13 protein-coding genes are annotated in these 19,871 nt (G+C 34.0%); 2 read left to right on the forward strand and 11 right to left on the reverse strand.

The genetic code is table 11. From position 1 onward, the window contains the following. Position 1: 1 nt before the first annotated feature. The gene (locus HM986_RS07360; RefSeq protein WP_179334450.1) at positions 2-463 is read right to left on the reverse strand and encodes a DUF6265 family protein; all 462 of its coding nucleotides are present in this window, start codon (positions 461-463) and stop codon (positions 2-4) included. A gap of 120 nt (positions 464-583) precedes the next feature. Here HM986_RS07360 and HM986_RS07365 point away from each other — a divergent pair, with 120 nt between their 5' ends. Both HM986_RS07365 and HM986_RS07370 read left to right on the forward strand, forming a co-directional pair. Then, positions 584-970 (forward strand): BlaI/MecI/CopY family transcriptional regulator, encoded by a 387-nt coding sequence (locus HM986_RS07365; RefSeq protein WP_020896819.1) that lies wholly within the window; start codon positions 584-586, stop codon positions 968-970. Further along, on the forward strand, positions 963-2,375 hold the full coding sequence (locus tag HM986_RS07370) for an N-acetylmuramoyl-L-alanine amidase (RefSeq protein ID WP_179334451.1): 1,413 nt from the start codon (positions 963-965) through the stop codon (positions 2,373-2,375). Before HM986_RS07365 ends, HM986_RS07370 begins: the two co-directional genes overlap by 8 nt. 75 nt (positions 2,376-2,450) lie before the next feature. Here the strand turns inward: HM986_RS07370 and HM986_RS07375 are convergent, their stop codons facing one another. The 10 genes from HM986_RS07375 to HM986_RS07420 form a co-directional block, all read right to left on the reverse strand. Then, positions 2,451-4,259, reverse strand: coding sequence for an acyl-CoA dehydrogenase family protein (locus HM986_RS07375; RefSeq protein WP_179334452.1), 1,809 nt, complete (start codon positions 4,257-4,259; stop codon positions 2,451-2,453). 46 nt (positions 4,260-4,305) lie between these two features. Further along, positions 4,306-4,668: a four helix bundle protein gene (locus HM986_RS07380; protein WP_179334453.1), complete on the reverse strand. Its 363-nt coding sequence runs from the start codon at positions 4,666-4,668 to the stop codon at positions 4,306-4,308. Between the two features lie 37 nt (positions 4,669-4,705). Continuing rightward, positions 4,706-5,899, reverse strand: a complete 1,194-nt coding sequence (locus HM986_RS07385; RefSeq protein ID WP_179334454.1) for an acetyl-CoA C-acyltransferase — start codon at positions 5,897-5,899, stop codon at positions 4,706-4,708. 101 nt (positions 5,900-6,000) lie between these two features. Continuing rightward, positions 6,001-8,409, reverse strand: coding sequence for a 3-hydroxyacyl-CoA dehydrogenase/enoyl-CoA hydratase family protein (locus tag HM986_RS07390; RefSeq protein ID WP_179334455.1), 2,409 nt, complete (start codon positions 8,407-8,409; stop codon positions 6,001-6,003). 1 nt (position 8,410) lies between these two features. Beyond that, positions 8,411-8,866 (reverse strand): MarR family winged helix-turn-helix transcriptional regulator, encoded by a 456-nt coding sequence (locus tag HM986_RS07395; protein ID WP_179334456.1) that lies wholly within the window; start codon positions 8,864-8,866, stop codon positions 8,411-8,413. A 342-nt stretch (positions 8,867-9,208) separates the two neighbouring features. After that, on the reverse strand, positions 9,209-10,981 hold the full coding sequence (locus tag HM986_RS07400; RefSeq protein WP_179334457.1) for an AMP-dependent synthetase/ligase: 1,773 nt from the start codon (positions 10,979-10,981) through the stop codon (positions 9,209-9,211). A 1,223-nt stretch (positions 10,982-12,204) separates the two neighbouring features. Next, entirely contained in the window at positions 12,205-12,837 is a 633-nt protein-coding gene (locus tag HM986_RS07405; protein ID WP_179334458.1) for a response regulator transcription factor, read from the reverse strand. Positions 12,838-12,840: 3 nt separating this feature from the next. Continuing rightward, positions 12,841-14,865, reverse strand: coding sequence for a sensor histidine kinase (locus tag HM986_RS07410; RefSeq protein ID WP_179334459.1), 2,025 nt, complete (start codon positions 14,863-14,865; stop codon positions 12,841-12,843). Positions 14,866-14,900: 35 nt separating this feature from the next. Continuing rightward, positions 14,901-18,575, reverse strand: coding sequence for a phosphoribosylformylglycinamidine synthase (gene purL / locus HM986_RS07415; protein WP_179334460.1), 3,675 nt, complete (start codon positions 18,573-18,575; stop codon positions 14,901-14,903). Between the two features lie 162 nt (positions 18,576-18,737). Next, positions 18,738-19,826: an endonuclease gene (locus HM986_RS07420; protein ID WP_179334461.1), complete on the reverse strand. Its 1,089-nt coding sequence runs from the start codon at positions 19,824-19,826 to the stop codon at positions 18,738-18,740. Between the last annotated feature and the right edge of the window lie 45 nt (positions 19,827-19,871).

Raw genomic sequence — 19,871 nt, forward strand, 5'->3', positions numbered from 1 at the left:
GTTATTTTTTGTAATTAAATTTTACGGTTTCGGTTTTTCCTTTGTCTTCGATATCAACATAGATATTCATTTCATTATCTGAAATTTTTTCAAAGGACATGCCCTCAAAAATAACTTTATTTTCTGTAATTGCTATTAAAGGAAAGTCTACTGTTTCGTCTTTGGTTTCCCAACCTTTAAGATCTGAACCGAAATGTTTTAGTTGAAGGATTAATGAATTTTCGATTTCTCTTATGACTTCAATTTCGTAGAAAGTGACTTTTTCGTCGTTAATTAATTTAAATGTTGCCATCATAGAACCACCTGATGGTTCGCTCCAGATTTCTTCAGTAATGCCACCAAAAGCTTCACCATGCCATATGCCAGCAATCCATTTAATGTTTTCTAGTTTGGGCTCTAATGGTTTTGTAAGCTGTGCATGAGATGTTGCAAATATTAATAAGAAGATGATTACATATTTCATAGAATGATTGATTTAAGGTGAATTAATGCTGTTTTACAACAGCACTAAAGATATATTTTTTTAAACTGAATTTGGATAATTAAATTTTATTACTACATTTGTAGTATCAAAACTATAATTGTGGATATAAAACAACTAAATAAATCTGAGCTTCAAATAATGAAGTATTTATGGATGCTTGAAAAAGGATTTATGAAAGACATTGTAGAAAAATTTCCGGAACCAAGACCAGCGTATACAACGATTTCGACTTTATTGAAACGTATGACAGATAAGGATTATATAGGTTTTGAACGTTTGGGTAGAGACAAACAATATTTTCCAATTCTTAAAAAGAATGATTATTTCACGAAACAAGTTAATGGCATGATTCAGCATTTCTTCAACGATTCTAAAGCCCAATTTGCTTCGTTTTTTGCTAAAAATGCCGATTTATCGATGCAAGAATTAGAAGAACTTCAAGCGTTGTTAAAGCAAAAAATGGATCAAAAGAAAGCCAATGATTAGTTATTTTATTTATACCATTATTAGTTTAGGCTGTTCTTATGCGGTTTATGTTTTGTTACTCAGAAAGCAAAAGACATTTCAGTTTAATCGCTTTTTCTTAATAGGTTCTCTTCTTTTGTGTCTAGTTGCACCATTTATGGAAATTGAACTCTTTAAGGCTGTACCGAGTATTACTGAAATACCTTTAGAGAAATTTACTGCTTCGGTAGTGGAAACTCAGCCTATAGAAGACGTAACTTTTGACGAGGCTCAGCAGGTCGACCACTCTCAAAAAAGTCCTTTTTTCTATGTCTACATTATTATAACATTGTTTTTTCTGTTCCGATTTTTAAAGAATTTATTTAAGATTTATGGATTGACAAGAAACGAATATGAATACAACGGAAAACTTAAAGTGATAAAGAGTGCAGACTCTGATATGGTGTCTAGTTTTTTTAATTATATGTTTATTCCTAAAGAGCACACGCTGTCTAGAGAGGATTACGAAAGCATTATTGCTCATGAAACCGTCCATAGTGAAGAATTACATTCTGTAGATATCATTCTTTTAGAATTGCTCAGTTGCATCTTTTGGTTTAATCCATTTATTTGGTTGTACAAAAAATCCACTTTGCAGAATCACGAATTTAGAGCAGATGAAAAGTCCGTCTCATCAGGGATTGATATTGAGAATTATTCAAATACTATAATAAACTTGGGACAAAAGGAATACCGCGTTCCTCTAACTAGCGGATTTAATTTCATTCACATCAAAAATCGAATCATTATGTTACATCAATCAAAATCATCAGTATTCAAACGAACTTTAAACATTATATCTGTCAGCTTACTTCTTGCAGGCATCTTTGTATTAAGTTCTTACAAAGACTTAAAAGAACCGCTCGTAGTTGTTATAGATGCAGGTCATGGAGGACATGATTCTGGTAATTTAGATGAGAAAAATATTGTTTTAAATATTTCTAATCAGTTATCTCTTTTGAGTAGTGATAATATCAGAATTATTACCACAAGAACTGAGGATACATTTTTTACATTACAAGAACGTGTTGATTTTATTAATGCGCAAAATGCAGACCTAGTTGTAAGTTTACATGCCAATGCGCATTCAAATCCATTGACTAATGGAGTAGAGGCTTACTACAACGACAAAGACGAGTTTAAGGATAAATCTTATGCTTTTGGCAAAATTTTATTAGAAAACCAGATGGAATTCTTTTCAACCAATCGCGGACTTAAAACAGTGCCTATGTATATTTTCAGACATATCAATAGTCCTGGTGTATTTTTAGAACTCGGATTTATTACGAATGAAGAGGATCATAAGGTTTTGATGAATGCGGATCGTCAAAAGCAAATAGCAGCTTCAATTTTTGAAGGATTAGAAGAAATTAGAAAGAGTAACTAAATTAAAAAAGCCAACACAACCGAAAATCATGAATCGGAAGTGTTGGCTTTTAACCATTCAACTTAACCTAAATTTTTAAAAGCAGTACTTATTCTCTGCTTTTACTTTTTCTGCGATCTCAATACGTAAATCTACGATATCTGGATAGTTTGCATATTTTGTGAAACGCTTAAGTCCCATTAATAACATACGTTGTTCGTCTCCTTCAGCAAAAGAAATAATACTTTCTTTTCCTTTTTCTTCAACGATATCTACAGCGTGATATAAATATAATTTCGCCATCGCGATTTGTGCAGATTGTTCTGCTTCACTAGTACGTTTTACGTTTTTCTCTGTTCTTAAAATTGCCGATTCTGCCATATAGATTTCAATTAAGATATCTGCAGCAGCAATTAACAATTGTTGATGTTCTTCTAGTTGCGGTCCAAATTTTTGAACAGCTCCACCAGCAACCATTAAGAATGTTTTCTTAAGTTTTGCAATCATTTGCTTTTCTTCTGAAAATAATTCAGAATAATCTGGAGTTTCAAAAGAAGGAATTCCCATTAATTCTTCTTGTACTTTAGAAGCAGGTCCTAATAAATCAACATGACCTTTCATCGCCTTCTTTACTAACATACCAACAGCTAACATTCTGTTGATTTCGTTAGTGCCTTCGTAAATACGAGCAATACGAGCATCTCTCCAAGCCGACTCCATTGGAGTTTCTTCAGAGAATCCCATACCACCAAAAATTTGGATACCTTCATCTGCAGCATTTTGTACATCTTCTGATACAGCCACTTTTAAGATAGAACATTCGATAGCGTATTCTTCAACCCCTTTTAGTTCTGCTTCTTGATGCGAATTACCTGCAGCTTCGCGCATAGCAATTCTATCTTCAATATTTTTAGCAGCTCTATAGGTTGCAGATTCACCAGCATAAGCACTAGCAGCCATTTCAGCTAACTTTACTTTAATAGCTCCAAAGTCTGCAATAGGAGTTTTAAATTGTTTACGTTCTTGAGCGTAATTTACAGCAGTCGTTAAAATACGACGCTGAGAATCTAAACAAGCCGCAGCTAATTTAATACGACCAACATTAAGCGCGTTCATGGCAATTTTGAATCCTTCACCACGACCCGCTAACATATTTTCAACAGGTACTACAGTATCACTAAAAAATACTTGACGGGTAGAAGAGGCACGAATACCTAATTTATGTTCTTCTTCACCGAGCACAATACCGTTAGGATTTTCACCATCATACTCAACGATGAAACCTGTAATGTTTTTATCATCTTCAATACGCGCAAACACAATCATCAAACTACAGAAACCTGCATTTGAAATCCACATTTTTTGACCGTTAATTTTATAAGACTTACCGTCTTCTGAAAGTGTAGCCGTTGTTTTACCAGAGTTGGCATCAGATCCTGCACCTGGTTCTGTTAAACAATAAGCACCAAACCACTCACCAGTTGCTAATTTAGGAACGTATTTTTGCTTTTGTTCTTCTGTACCATATAAGGTGATTGGCATAGTGCCAATTCCTGTATGTGCACCAAAAGCAGTACTAAAAGAACCTGTTCCACTAGAGATATAATCACAAGTTAATACCGTAGAAACAAAACCCATTCCCATTCCGCCATAAGCTTCAGGAACAGCAACACTTAAAAAGCCCATGTCACCAGCTTTACGCATCACCTCTTCAGTTAATGCATAATCTTTAGCTTCAAAACGTGCTTTATGAGGAATGATTTCACGATCATTAAATTCCATTACGGATTCCTTCATCATGGTTTGTTCTTCTGAAAAATCTTCAGGAGTAAACACATCGTCACAATTTGTTTCTTTTACCAAGAACTGACCTCCACGTAGGATGTCTTTTTCTGTATCTGCCATTTTTTTTGTTTTAAGAAAAGAGAAAATAGATAAAAGAGAATAGACTTTAACTGAGACTATTTTGAAACTCCATTGTCATTCTTTGGAATTCTTCTATTTTTTCTTCAAGTATTTTTAAATTGTTTTCGTTTATATAATTTCTATGTTTTGCTACTAAAAGCTGCGTTCCTAATTCGAAAGAAGAACCTAAAGAGATGTCTAAAAAATGACTAAAGGATTTATCTGTTCTAGCAGAACCTTCAGCAATATTACTTGGCATTGAAACCGAACATCTACTAATCTGAGAACTTAAATCGAATCTTTCGTGCTTCGGAAAATTTAATAATAAGTCAGAGATATCATTGGTGATCTCTAAACCGAGTTTCCAAATTTTTAAATTCTTATAATTATGTCTCTGTTTAGGACGCATCAGTCTTTTCTCTTTGTTCTATGCTCTCTTTTCCCTTTTAATTAAGAAACTCAAATATCCCACAAGCACCTTGACCTGTACCAACACACATCGTTACAGCACCATATTTACCTTGCATATTTTGCTTACGCATTTCATCAAATAACTGTACCGATAATTTTGCTCCAGTACATCCTAATGGGTGACCCAATGCAATGGCTCCACCGTTGACGTTAATAATATCTGGATTAAGACCTAACTCTCTAATTACCGCTAAAGATTGTGAAGCAAACGCTTCATTTAACTCAATTAAAGATAAATCGTCTTGTTTTAAACCTGCTTGTTTTAAGGCTTTTGGAATAGCTTTTACTGGTCCGATACCCATAATACGAGGCTCAACACCTGCTGCAGCATAGTTTACCATTCTTGCAATAGGCTCTAGTCCTAATTCCTTCACCATATCTTCACTCATCACCATGACGAAAGCCGCTCCGTCACTCATTTGTGACGAGTTACCAGCTGTAACACTTCCACCAGCAGCAAATACTGCTCTAAGTTTTGCTAAAGCTTCTTTGCTAGTTCCTGCACGAGGTCCTTCATCTTTAGTTACAGTGTACGATTTTGTAGCTTTCTTTCCGTTTTCATCAATGTACGTTTGTTCCACTTCAATAGGAACAATTTGATCTTGAAAACGATTTTCAGCTTGCGCTCTTAAAGCTTTCATGTGTGAATTGTAGGCGAATTCATCTTGGTCTTCACGAGATACGTTGAATTGTTTTGCAACCGCTTCAGCCGTATTTCCCATGCCCCAATAATAATCTTCATGACCTGCTTTTACGATGGCGTCGTAATTCAATTCTGGCTTAAAACCTGTCATAGGCACTGCACTCATGCTTTCTGCTCCACCAGCAATAATACAATCTGCCATTCCGGCTTGTATTTTCGCCGTTGCCATACCAATAGTTTCTACTCCAGAAGAGCAAAAACGATTGACAGTGACACCAGGAACATCCACAATCTCTAATCCCATTAAAGAGATTAAACGTGCCATATTTAATCCTTGAGAACCTTCTGGCATTGCGTTACCAACAATAACATCGTCAATACGCTTTGGGTCTAAACCTGGCAATTCCTTCATCATATATTTGATGGTTTCTGCTGCCAATTCATCTGTTCTTTTAAAACGGAACACGCCTTTTGGTGCTTTACCAACTGCGGTTCTATATGCTTTTACTATATATGCTGTTTTCATATTTTATGCTTTTGGCTATTAGCTTTTGGCTATTAGCGTCTAAAAATTATACATTATCATTGCCAATAGCTAAAGGCTAAAGGCTAAGCGCTTAGTAATTTTTAATTACGTAACGGTTTTCCTTTGGTTAACATGTGCTGAATACGTTCTAAAGTTTTACGTTCTGTACATAAACTTAAGAAAGCTTCACGCTCTAAATCCAATAAATATTGTTCTGTTACACGTGTTGGTTCAGATAAATCACCACCAGCCATAACGTAAGCTAATTTGTTGGCGATTTTCATGTCGTGTTCAGAAATGTAATTAGAGTCTTCCATAGAATCTGTTCCTACCATAAACATACCTAAGGCTTGTTTACCAAGAACTAAAACATCATTTCGTTTTACAGGTTGCGTATAACCAGAATCTGCCATTAATTTAGCATGCTGTTTAGCGACTGCTATTTGACGGTCTTTATTAACGACCACAACATCTTTTCCTTTTTGAAGTAATCCCAAATCGAAAGCTTCATATGCAGACGTCGATACTTTTGCCATACCAATGGTTAAGAAATATTCTTGTAAAATATTTAATTGCACATCGCCTTTATGGAAAAGATCTGATGCTCTTAAAGCCATTTCTTTAGAACCACCACCACCAGGAATAACACCAACACCAAACTCTACAAGTCCCATGTAAGTTTCTGCTGCGGCTACTACTTTATCTGCGTGTAATGATAATTCACATCCACCGCCTAAAGCCATGCCGTGAGGCGCAGAAATCGTTGGGATTGAAGAATAACGCATACGCATCATCGTATCTTGGAAGTATTTGATAGCCATGTTAAGCTCGTCATACTCTTGTTCTGCAGCCATCATAAAAATCATACCGATGTTTGCACCAACAGAGAAGTTTGCGGCTTGATTACCAACAACTAATCCGGCAAAATCTTTTTCGGCTAAGTCGATGGCTTTATTTAATCCTGCGAGCACATCACCTCCAATAGTGTTCATTTTAGATTGGAATTCACAGTTAAGAATTCCATCACCTAAATCCTCAATGACAACGCCAGAGTTTTTAAACACTTCGTTTGTTTTTCTGATATTATCTAGGATGATGAAACTATCTTGACCCGGAATTTTTTCTTGTGATTTTTTAGGAATATCATAAGCATAAGTCGCTCCATCTTTTACGGTATAAAAAGATGTGTTTCCAGAAGCGAGCATCTCATTTACCCAAGCATTAGGTTCTAAACCTTCTGCTTTCATAATTTCGATTCCTTTTTCAACTCCGATAGCATCCCAAATTTGGAAAGGACCATGTTCCCAACCAAAACCAGCTTTCATGGCATCATCTATTTTATATAAATCGTCTGTGATTTCAGGAATTCTATTGGATACATAGGCAAACAAGGCTGCGAAACTCTTTCTGTAGAATTCTCCTGCTTTATCTTTTCCTTTAACTAATACTTTAAAACGATCCACAACTTTATCAATCGTTTTCGTAAGTTCTAAAGTGGCAAATTTTGCTTTTTTAGACGCACGATATTCTAAAGTGTTGAGGTCTAAAGATAAAATTTCTGAAGAACCATCTTCTTTTTTGACTTTTTTATAAAATCCTTGTCCTGTTTTACTTCCTAACCATTTGTTTTCCATCATGGTATTGATGAAATCTGGTAATTCAAATAACTCTAAACGTTCGTCTTTTGGGCAATTTTCTCTAATACCATTGGCAACGTGTACTAAAGTATCTAAACCAACAACATCTACTGTACGGAAGGTTGCAGATTTTGGACGACCAATAACAGGACCAGATAATTTATCAACTTCTTCAATAGTTAAATCTAAATCCTTAACCGTGTGAAATAAACTTTGAATGCTGAAAATCCCAATACGGTTTCCAATGAATGCAGGAGTATCTTTAGCAATAACAGACGTTTTACCTAAGAATTTTTCACCATAATCATTTAAGAAATCTAATACCGCTTGGTCTGTTTTTGGACCAGGTATGATTTCGAACAATTTTAAATATCGTGCAGGATTGAAGAAGTGTGTGCCACAGAAATGTTTCTGGAAATCGTCACTACGACCTTCACTCATAAACTTAATAGGAATACCAGAAGTATTCGATGTAATTAAAGTTCCTGGTTTACGGTATTTTTCAAGCTTTTCAAAAACTTGTTGTTTAATATCAAGGCGTTCAACGACCACTTCCATAATCCAATCTACGTCAGATACTTTAGCGATATCGTCTTCTAAGTTTCCTGTAGTAATGCGACTTGCAAATGCTGGACTATAAATAGGAGAGGGCTTCGATTTTAACGATGCTGTTAAGGCATCGTTTACTAATCGGTTTCGAACCTCTTTGTCTTCTAAAGTTAAACCTTTAGCTCTTTCTTTGTCGTTAAGTTCTCTAGGGACAATGTCTAATAATAAAACATCGACACCAATATTGGCGAAATGACAAGCGATACCGCTTCCCATGATTCCAGATCCAATAATTGCTACTTTTTTAATTCTTCGTTTACTCATCTTACTTTAAAATGTGTTCTTTTTTATTGTATATCTGTTTATTTGAAATCATGTTATTTATGATTTCGGCAACCTTATAAAAATTTGTAAGTTCCTCTGTAGAGACATTATTTTTAATGGTTTCATTAAAGGTTAAAACTTTTTCTTTGGATAGAGCTCTTTTCTCTCTACCAAAGTCCGTTAAAAATATAAGCACTCCACGACCGTCTTCAGGATTTGGTTTTCGTTCTATTAAGCCCTTAGACTCCATAGTTTTTAAGGTTCTAGAAAGGCTCGTTGCTTCCATTCCCATTTTAGGTCCCAATGAGGTTGAAGGGGTTCCTTTTTCAGGATCAATACTTAATAATGTAAAACCTGTAGCCATGGTGGTTCCAAATTGAGAGGCTTCCTCGTTGTACATTTTATTAACTGCTAACCATGTCGTTCTTAAGACGTAATCAATGGTTTTATCTTTCATGCTATTAATTTGAGTACCAAATATAAGGAAAAATACTATGCGTGCATAATAAATATTTAAAAATATTATTTACATAATGTTAAAATTGTGTTATTAAAATGAAGGAAACCCTTTTTTAGGTGCTATAAATTATGAATACTTCAATTATAAAATAATTTTAAACAATTGCTTAATGGTTAAAATTATAGTTATTTAACCTACTTAGGTGCTTTGAAAACTTGATTAAATGCAATATGAATTGAAGGTTCGTGTAATTCAAATTTAGATAGACTAAAAAAGGACCCGCTACACTAATTAGTGTTGCTAATCCTTTTTAATTGTATGTAAAAAAGTTTTAAAGAATTAAGCTCTATAGATCTTATCGTATAAATCTTGATAAATACCAACAATAATAGCACGCTTCATTTTCATAGTAGGAGTGAGGTGTCCACCTTCTATAGACCAAACGTCTGGCGTAAGTTCAAAACGCTTAATTTGTTCCCATTTACCGAAATGTTTATTGTACTTATCTATTTCTTCTTGAATTCTATTAATCACAATTTCTGAACTGGCAATTTCTGTATCTGTTTTTCCAACACCATTTTGTTTAAAGTCAATCCAATCGCGTATGAAATCAAAATTAGGTTGAATTAAAGCTGCAGGCATTTTTTCACCTTCACCAACAACCATAATTTGTTCGATGAAAAGTGATTGTTTCATGTCGTTCTCTAAAAGTGGTGGAATAACATATTTTCCTCCAGAGGTTTTAAACATTTCCTTTTTTCTCCCCGTAATTTTCAAGAAACCATCGGCATCAATTTCTCCTTTATCTCCTGTATGAAAGAAATCACCAGTCATGACTTCAGCAGTTTTTACAGGATCTTTATAATAACCCATCATAACATTAGGGCCTTTAATTAAGAGTTCTCCGTCGTCAGCAATTTTAACCTCTACATTATCAATTGGCTTACCTACAGTGCCTACTTTATAATGATTATCATTATACATTCCAACAGCAACTACTGGCGAGGTTTCTGTTAATCCATAACCTTCCATAATTTGCATCCCTGCGGCTCCAAATATCCGTGCTAACCTTGGTTGTAATGCAGCACTACCTGAAACCATTGTGCTTAAGTTTCCACCAAGAGCTTCTCTCCATTTGCTAAAAATAAGTTTATTCGCTATTTTTAACTGAAACTCATACCATCCACCGTTAGCTCCATAAGGCTTCCAACGCTCAGCTAACCTTACAGCCCAAAAGAACAATCCTTTTTTTATCCCAGTTAATTCTTCCCCTTTATGCATTATTTTATCGAAAACTTTTTCAAGTAGACGTGGTACAACACTCATTAAATTCGGTTTTATCTCTTTAGCGTTATCACCAATTTTATCAATGCCTTCCGCATAGTAAATGGACATTCCAGCATATTGATAAACATAAATTAAAACCCGTTCAAACACGTGACAAATGGGTAGGAAGCTTAATATGCGGTTTTCACCTTCTACGTGTGGTACTCTTGGAGAACTGTCTAAGGCATTACTCGTTATATTCCAATGCGATAACATAACACCTTTTGGCTTACCCGTAGTCCCAGAGGTATAAATTATAGTAGCTAAATCAGATGATTTTACGGCATCTTTTCTTAATTCTACTTCAGGTTGATTGCTTTCATCCATACCAAGTTCTAGTAATTCTGAATAGTGTTTACAACCTTCAATATGATCAAAAGAATAAACCTCTTTTATTTTCGTGTTAGCTTGAACTTTTCTTACTTTTTCTAAGACTTCCACATCAGATACAAAACAGTAAATTGATTCACTGTGATTTAATACATACTCATAATCCTCTGCGCTAATCGTTGGATATATGGGGATGTTTTGTGCACCTAATTGGAGAATTCCAATATCCATGATGTTCCATTCGGTCCTATTTGCCGTAGAAATAACTGCAATTTTATCATCTTTTTGCACACCCAAACGTAATAGAGCTCTGCTCATTGCATTAGAATTATCTACATATTCTTGTGTAGATGTCGGCTTCCATTTACCATCGTATTTGGTAACCAATGCCTTAGGATTTGGTTTGTGTTGTAATTGAAAATATGGAAAATCAAAAAGACGTGTTACTTCTGTCATATTAATTGGCGCTTATTTAGTATAGAGATATTACGAAAATATAAAAATTAAAGTTATAAAATATAAAATTAGTAATGTTGATATAAATAAATTGATAATATGAAAATTGATTATCATAATTATATAAATTTAATGATGCTATGTCGAATTTCGTAATATTAGTTTAGTTTTTTTATTAACACCATAATTATTCTTAAATATTTGATGAGTAAAACATTTAACAAATAGTTTATGATGAAAACATTTTTAGACATAAAAGCTCTCTTTTTCTGTAATCCTCTAGCCATTATTAGTCGCTTATGCTAAATATGTGCTCTCAGCGGGTGGATATATTGAACATCTAAAGACTATTGATGTTACCATTGATTTATTTGATATCGCTTTTTGCGATTGGAATCTTTATTTAACCGATGTAGGTTATAATATGGATGGAAGAATGAATTTTTGATTGGCGGTAGCTGTTGTCGCAATTACATGGATAATTAAAACTCTTTTTTTAAGTAAAATCAGGCTAAGCACATTATTGGCTCAACCTGATCTCCCATGATTAATAGCGAGTTTATATGGTATGTAATTTAAATCTTAATAAAGCTTTTATAAGCTGAATGTGATAGGACTAAATTAGAAGGATCTTAAGACTAAATCAATGCGTAGGTCTACGTAGTTTAAATACTATCTTTTGATAGTCGTCAAAGGATAACCCAAGTATTTCTTTGAATAACGAATGAATTTTTATTGAGCTACATTGATAGCGTTGTTTTAAATCATATAACCCTATTGTATCGGCGTCGTGCCACATATGTATTAACATGTTATCTAATAACGTTGGAGGGATATTTTTAAATTGATCAGAATAGATACAGTTTAGAAAATGTAACGGAGTCAGTGCTATAATTTCAACTTTTCTTAGGCTTAGATAGCCTACAAATGTTGGTTTACATTTTACAATATAATAAACTGCATTCTCTTTAACATTCAGAAGTAAAGGTTGGACTTGCGGTTGATAATAATTTATAGTGTTTTTATTTTCTAACTTATAAATGATGTAGCTGTGGCCCTCTGGTTGTATTGTATAAATTCCGTTAACGCTCAATTCTATAGAATAAACATATAGAAACCAATGGGTACTAGGAGTGTGATATAGGTGTTTTTTATCGATGGCCTGCTGTCGTTTATTGAAAATTAAATCTATAAAATCTTACATGACAACAGTATACGTAGGATTACGTATTAAAAATGTTTGGATGGTTTTTTAACCAAACAAAAAGAGCATTTTGGTTAGTGGTATCTATTTCTAACTTTTTAATAATATTACTTCTGTGTTTTTCTACTGTGCGTTTAGAAATAAATAATTCTTCAGCGATTTGAGTACTATTAAGGTTCTTATCTAGGTATTTCAATATTTTAAGTTCTGTAGAGCTTAATTTGTCAAAGTTAGGGTTGACATTTGTACTAAAATGAATATTGTTTTTTAGTTTTTCACCAATATAGGTTTTGTTGTTTTTTAAACTCTCTAAACATGATTCTAATTCTTCTAAGGCACTATCTTTAGTGAGATAACCATCAATCGTTTCACCGATTTGTTGCAAAATAGAGTTTTGTTTATGTAACGTTAAAATGACAACTTTAGTCGTTAGGTTATGTCGTTTTATTTCTTGAGCGACTTCTAAGCCATTAAGCTTGGGCATATCAAAGTCTAAAATGGCAATATCTGGTTGAAATTCTAAAATTTTATTATAAGCGGTATTACCATCAGTTGCGGTATCAATAACCTTGAACCATTTTTTTTCTAAAAATTCTTTAGTCCCATTTAATAATAAAGGATGATCATCAGCAAGAATTATAGTGGTTGACATAGTTTAATCTTTTTTTACTTTGATTTGAATGGTTGTGCCTTTACCTTTAACCGAATTGAGACTCAGTTGTGCACCAATAAGTTGTGCGCGTTCTTTTATGGTTTTCATGCCTAAGCTATTCAGTAAATCAGTGTTTTCAGTGACATCAAAGCCAATACCATTATCTTTTACTTGAAAAAGAACGGCATCTTTTAAATTTTCAATACTGACAACACAGGCTTTTGCTCCTGAATGTTTTTCAACATTATTTAGGCATTCTTGGAGCATTCTATAAATAAATATTTCTTTGTCCTTAGAGATATTTAAAGCTTCAATTTCTATGTTTTCTGAATAGAATATATTAGAATTCTTCTGAAAGTTTTCTATCGTATTCTTTATCGAATTTATTAAACCCAACTTTTCAAATTGAAAAGGATGTAATTGTTGCGATATGGTTCTAACTTCATCAATGGCATGATCTACCAAATCGGTATCCGCTTTAGTTTCGCTCTCTAAGAAAATTTTATTCTTAATAAGCAAAAGGCTTTGACCGACACTATCATGAAGTTCGCTAGAAATACGTTTGCGTTCAGTCTCTACACTATGTATTAAATCTTGAGCAAAAGCTTTTTGAAGTTGAACATTTTTTTGTGAATACTTTCGTGAACGCCAGAGGTAGATGATTGTAAAAAGCGCTATTAAAAGTATAACACTTCCCCAAAGTAATTGAGCTTTTCTATGATTCTGTTCATCTAATAGTTTTATTTCACTGTTTTGATCCTTTATTTTTTGATCGCGTTTATTGGTTTCATAAAGGGTTTGATAATAACTTAAAGCATTATTTTTTTGGACAGATTTTAAGGAGTCTTCAATTTTTTTTGCAGACTTTAAATGAGAATAAGCCTTACTATATTCATTACGTTTTTCGTAAATCTTCGCTAAAAAAGCTTCGCCATCTTCTATATTCTCTATTTGATTAGAAGTTTTCACAATGTTAAGATATTTCAAACCCCAATTTAGTGCTTCATTGTAATCTTTTTCTGCAAAAGCTAAATACCCACAAGCTTTATAATATTTACTTTCATAAATACCTTCTATATTTTTTTTGTCTTTTATTAGTGTCTCAAAATAGGATTTGGCTTTAGTAATACTGTCGTTTTCAGCATAAGCGATGACTAATGAATGTAATAGTATAGGATTAAAATACTCAAAGTAGTTCGATTTTTTATTTATAGTAGCAGCCTTGTGTAAATGTTTTAAGCGCTCTGTTTGTAGGCCTTGTTTATTATTGTCTGCAGCGTAATTAGAATAAAGAGACACGAGAAAACTATAATTTTTAGTGATTTTAGCTAAAGCAATGGCGTCATCACGTTCGTGTTTTGCCTCTTTAAAAAATCCATTTGTACTATATATAATAGATAACGCATTCTTTGAAGCAATAATGTTAAAGGTGTCTTTTACTGATGTGAAAATTCCCGACGCTTCTTGTAAGTATTGAGATGCTTTTGCATATTCTGCTTCGTCGATGTAGGCGTAACCTTGGTTTAAAATAGCAAAAGCTTTTAAGCGGTGGTTACCTGCTTTTTCAGCATATATTTTAGCCTTGTTGTAATAAGACATGGCGGTGTCTATTTCCTTTGTAGCATAAAAACTATCACCAGCATCTATATAAATACCAGCCATGTTTCTATCTGAAATATGATTTTTTAAGGTGTTAAAATAGGTGTTGAATAGTACAATGCCTTCTGCAGGTTGCCCTAAAATATTATTGTGAAAGTTAATTAGGTTTTGAGTATTCCGAGAAGCAATATTAAACGAATCTAATTGTATCGCGTAATCTATAGTGACTCTAGAAATAGAGTCGTAACCTAATTTAGGATAATCAATAAGAAAGTCGGTTATACTGTCTAATAATTTTAATTTTTTACCGCTATTCTTTTCGGATTTTATTAGCGCTTTTAACGCATCAACTTTATGTTGATGCGTTGTGTCTTGCGCATGAGTAATGGAATAAAATAAGAGTAAAAAGACTATTAGGACATTTTTCATTGAAGCATTTTTCGAAAAACTAAATTAGTGAAAATTTAGTCTTCAGAGCCTTCAATCCACTTTTTAGCATTTACAAAAGCTTCTAACCAAGGTGAAACTTCATCTTTTCTATCTTGTGGGTAATTGGCCCAGTTCCATTGGAAAATTGAGCGTTCAATATGTGGCATTGTAGCTAGGTGTCTTCCTGTTTTATCACAAAGCATCGCCGTGTTAAAATCCGAACCATTTGGGTTTGCAGGATACGCTGCATAACCATATTTGGCTACAATATTGTATTGGTCTTCAGAATAAGGTAAATTAAATTTTCCTTCTCCATGCGAAATCCAAACCCCAAGAGTAGCTCCTTCTAAAGAAGAAAGCATTACTGAAATGTTTTTCTGAATCTCAACAGATGTAAAGCCACTTTCGTGTTTTTTAGAATCGTTATAGGTTAGCTTGCCATGTGTTTCGTGCTCTGGATTAACCAAATCTAGTTCCATCCAAAGTTGTGCTCCATTACAAATACCAACAGACAGCGTGTCTTCTCTTTTAAAGAAATCATTTATGACTTTATTCGCTTTTTCGTTGTATTTAATGGCTCCGGCCCAACCTTTAGCAGAGCCTAAAACATCAGAATTACTAAAACCACCAACGGCACCTAAAAATTGAATATCTTCAAGTGTTTCTCTACCCGAAATTAAATCGGTCATATGAACATCCTTCACATCAAAACCAGCTAAATACATCGCATTTGCCATTTCCCGTTCAGAATTAGAACCTTTTTCTCTAAGAATGGCAGCTTTTGGACGTGAGCTGTTTGTGCTAAGAGCATCTTTTAGTTTTCCTGTAAAATGACTTGGGAACGTAAAGTTTAATGCTTGATTTTTATAATTATCAAATCGTTCCTTCGCTAAACCGTTGGCCGTTTGTTTTTGATCGAGTAAATACGAGGTGTTGAACCATGTATCTCGTAATCTAGATACTGTCATTGTAAAGACTTGTTTACCGTTAATGATACCTAAAACATCACTTTCAGTCACTTTTCCTAGTTTATGAAATTCAATATCTGCATGAGATAAAGTCGTTTCAATAGTCGCATCATTTTCAGATTGAATTACAATACCAGCATTTTCAGCAAAAAGAACTTTAAATGCATCTTTTTCGTTTAAGCTAGTAATATCTAATTCAGCTCCTAAATTAGTGTCTGCAAAACACAATTCTAATAAGGTTGTAATCAATCCACCAGAAGCCACATCATGACCTGCAACAATTTGATTGTCTTTTATTAAATTTTGAATGGTATTAAATACCGTTTTAACGTATGCGGCACTTTTAATATTAGGAGTGGTGTTTCCTATTTTATTATTGATTTGCGCGAATGAACTTCCCCCTAATTCAAAAGTATCTTGAGATATATTGATATAATAAATAGATCCTTTTCCTTTCTGAAAAACCGGCTCCACTACTTTCGTAATATCATTACAATTTCCGGCCGCAGAAATAATTACGGTCCCTGGAGAAATAACATCGCCATCAGGATATTTCTGTTTCATGGATAATGAATCCTTTCCTGTTGGTACATTAATGCCTAAATCAATTGAAAATTCTGAAATTGCTTTTACAGCTTCATACAAACGAGCATCTTCACCTTCATTTTTACATGGCCACATCCAGTTTGCAGATAATGATACACTTTCTAGTCCATCTTTAAGAGGTGCCCAAATAATATTAGTTAACGCTTCTGCAATAGAATTACGACTTCCAGCTTCTGGATTAATTAATCCCGAAATAGGAGAGTGCCCAATCGATGTTGCTATCCCTTCTTTACCTTTAAAATCGAGTGCCATAACACCAACATTATTTAAAGGGATTTGCAAAGGACCAACACATTGTTGTTTGGCTACTTTACCACCAACACAACGGTCTACTTTATTTGTTAACCAATCTTTAGAAGCCACAGCTTCTAATTGTAATACTTGGTCTAAATAATCGTAAAATTTATCAGTGTCATAAGAAATACCTCCATAATTTTTTTCAACAGTAATGTCGTTCATTATGGTTTTTGGAGAGCTTCCAAACATATCTTCCAAGGCTAAATCCATTGGTTTTTCGCCCGTAGTTTTAGACTCAAATGTAAATCGGTGTTTTCCTGTCACTTCACCAACATCATAAATTGGAGAACGTTCTCTATCGGCAATTTTATGTAAAGTTTCTAAATGCTTTTCTGCAATAACTAACCCCATTCGTTCTTGAGATTCGTTACCAATAATTTCTTTGGCAGATAATGTTGGGTCACCAACGGGTAACTTATCTAAATCTATTTTTCCACCGGTATCTTCAACGAGTTCAGACAAACAATTTAAATGTCCACCAGCTCCATGATCGTGGATAGAAACAATATAGTTTTCATCACTTTCAACCATTCCTCTAACTGCGTTTGCTGCACGTTTTTGCATTTCTGGGTTAGAACGTTGAACCGCATTTAATTCAATTCCTGAAGCCAAAGCACCAGTGTCAGCTGAAGACACTGCAGCTCCTCCCATGCCAATTCTGTAGTTATCACCACCAAGAATCACAATTTTATCTCCTTCTTGCGGAATATCTTTTATAGCTTGGTCTGCTTTTCCGTAACCAATACCTCCAGCTTGCATAATTACTTTATCGTAACCAATTTTACCATTTGTATCTTGATGCTCAAACGTTAAAACAGATCCACAAATTAAAGGTTGCCCGAATTTATTTCCAAAATCAGAAGCTCCATTACTCGCTTTAATCAAAATGTCCATTGGAGTTTGGTACAACCATTTACGCTCAGGAAATGCTTTTTCCCAAGGACGCTCATCGTTTAATCTCGAATAGGATGTCATGTAAACCGCTGTTCCGGCTAAAGGTAAAGACCCTTTTCCACCAGCAAGTCTATCTCTTATTTCTCCACCAGAACCTGTTGCAGCACCATTAAAGGGTTCAACTGTAGTTGGGAAATTATGCGTTTCTGCTTTTAATGAAATTACAGATTCGTAATCTTTAGTCGTATAGTAATCTGGAATGTCTGCGCGTTTCGGTGCAAATTGTTCTACAACAGGTCCTTTTATAAAGGCTACATTGTCTTTATAGGCAGAAACAATAGTACCAGGATTTTGTTTCGATGTTTCTTTAATAAGTTTGAATAAAGAGGTTTCTTTTTCTTCTCCATCAATTACAAATGTGCCGTTGAATATTTTATGACGACAGTGTTCTGAATTTACTTGTGAAAATCCAAAAACTTCAGAATCCGTTAAGGGACGTCCTATTTTTTTAGAAACGCTTTCTAAATAGTCAACTTCTTCGTCGCTAAGCGATAAACCTTCCTGTTGGTTATATTCTGAAATATTTTCAATATTTAGAATGGCTTTAGGTTGAATATCAATTTTGAAAATATCCTGATTCAAATCTTGATATTTCTCAGAAATCATAGGGTCGTAGTCGTTGAAATCTTTAGTAGCTGAAGTAAACTCTTCAATTCTAATGATATCAGAAATGCCCATGTTTTGGGTAATTTCAACAGCATTTGTACTCCAAGGAGTAATCATTGCAGCTCTAGGTCCAACAAAAAAAGCATCGAGAGATGCTTGTTCTAGTTTTGGTTGGTCGCCAAATAACCATGTCAATTTAGAAATGGTTTCTGTTGATAATTCTTTTGTGGCTTGAACAGCAAATACCTTACTGTTTTGGTTTCCGAAGAAATGAATCATTTATGTCGTGTGTTTGAGTTGTGTTTAGTAAAATGCAAATTTACCTTTTTTATACGTTATTTAACTCATAATCTAGTATTGAAAATTGGGAGTTGTTCACGATGTTTTAAACATAAAAAAAACGACTCATGGAGTCGTTTAGTGTAATAGGTGTAATTATAATTATTGTTTAATCAATCTTTTCGTCTGACTTCCGTTATCAGAATTCAATTTTACGATATAAACTCCTGTAGTTAATTCAGAGATATTTAATTTAGTTTGGTTAGACGTGATGTTTTGAACCGTTACCTTTTTTCCTAAAATGTTAAAAACTTCAACAATAATATCTTGATTTGATAAGATGGTGACTTCATTACCATTGGCAGGATTAGGAAACATTTTAATATGATCTTGTTGTACGTCTGCAACCGATAAGCTTTCCCATCTGTTTTGAGCTTCAGGTCCTCCCCAAATTACAGTCGCTAAATAAGGATTGTCAATAAATGGGTTTCTATTGCCTTGGGCAAACGTGTTACTTGAATTTCCGTGATACGCATTTCTAACATCTTCTAATCCACCTTCAATAACAGGGTCTTCAGCATTCCATTCTAAAAATAAATCTATCATATCATCAGGAGTAGAAACGTTACTACCAAAACCGACACTTGTTGGCAAACAACGCTCACCATAGCGTAGGTACATGTACATTATGATTCTGGCACAATCACCTTTCCATTCATCTCCAGGATACCAGCCGCCATTAGATGCGCCAGATTCACCATTGTTGAATTGATTAGTACTTTTATCGGCAAACTTTAGATTTCCACGTTGACCATTTCTTTGAACATCGCTAGGTCTTAACATTTGCGCATCAGAACCTGGTCCGGAAGTTCCCAAGTCCGGGTTTCCTAAGGATTTTGGGTAGATATGTTCTCTGTTCCAGTCGCCTACGTTTCCTCCGTTTTGAAACTTTCCTCTAGTTCTGTCTGTCGTTAAATTACCGTCCGTATCGTTATATCCATACACTAAGATAACGTTGTTAGAATTATTTGGATCTAAATCAGTAACGCTTGACGCCTCCCAAACATCACTATAGCTCAGAAAATTAATATGTTTATCTGTGGTGATATTAATTAAATCAGCTTTTAATGCTATACCGGTTGCAGTAAAATCCACAGTACTATAATACGATTCTAATTCATTTGGAGGAGCTAATTGTGCAAATGAAAATGAGGTTACAAATGCTAGTAATAATGTGTAAATGTGTTTCATTAATTTTTGATTTTTTAATAGAGGCAAATAGAATCTTTAGAAAAA

This window comes from Winogradskyella costae, assembly GCF_013403865.1.
GTDB classification, from domain to species: domain Bacteria; phylum Bacteroidota; class Bacteroidia; order Flavobacteriales; family Flavobacteriaceae; genus Winogradskyella; species Winogradskyella costae.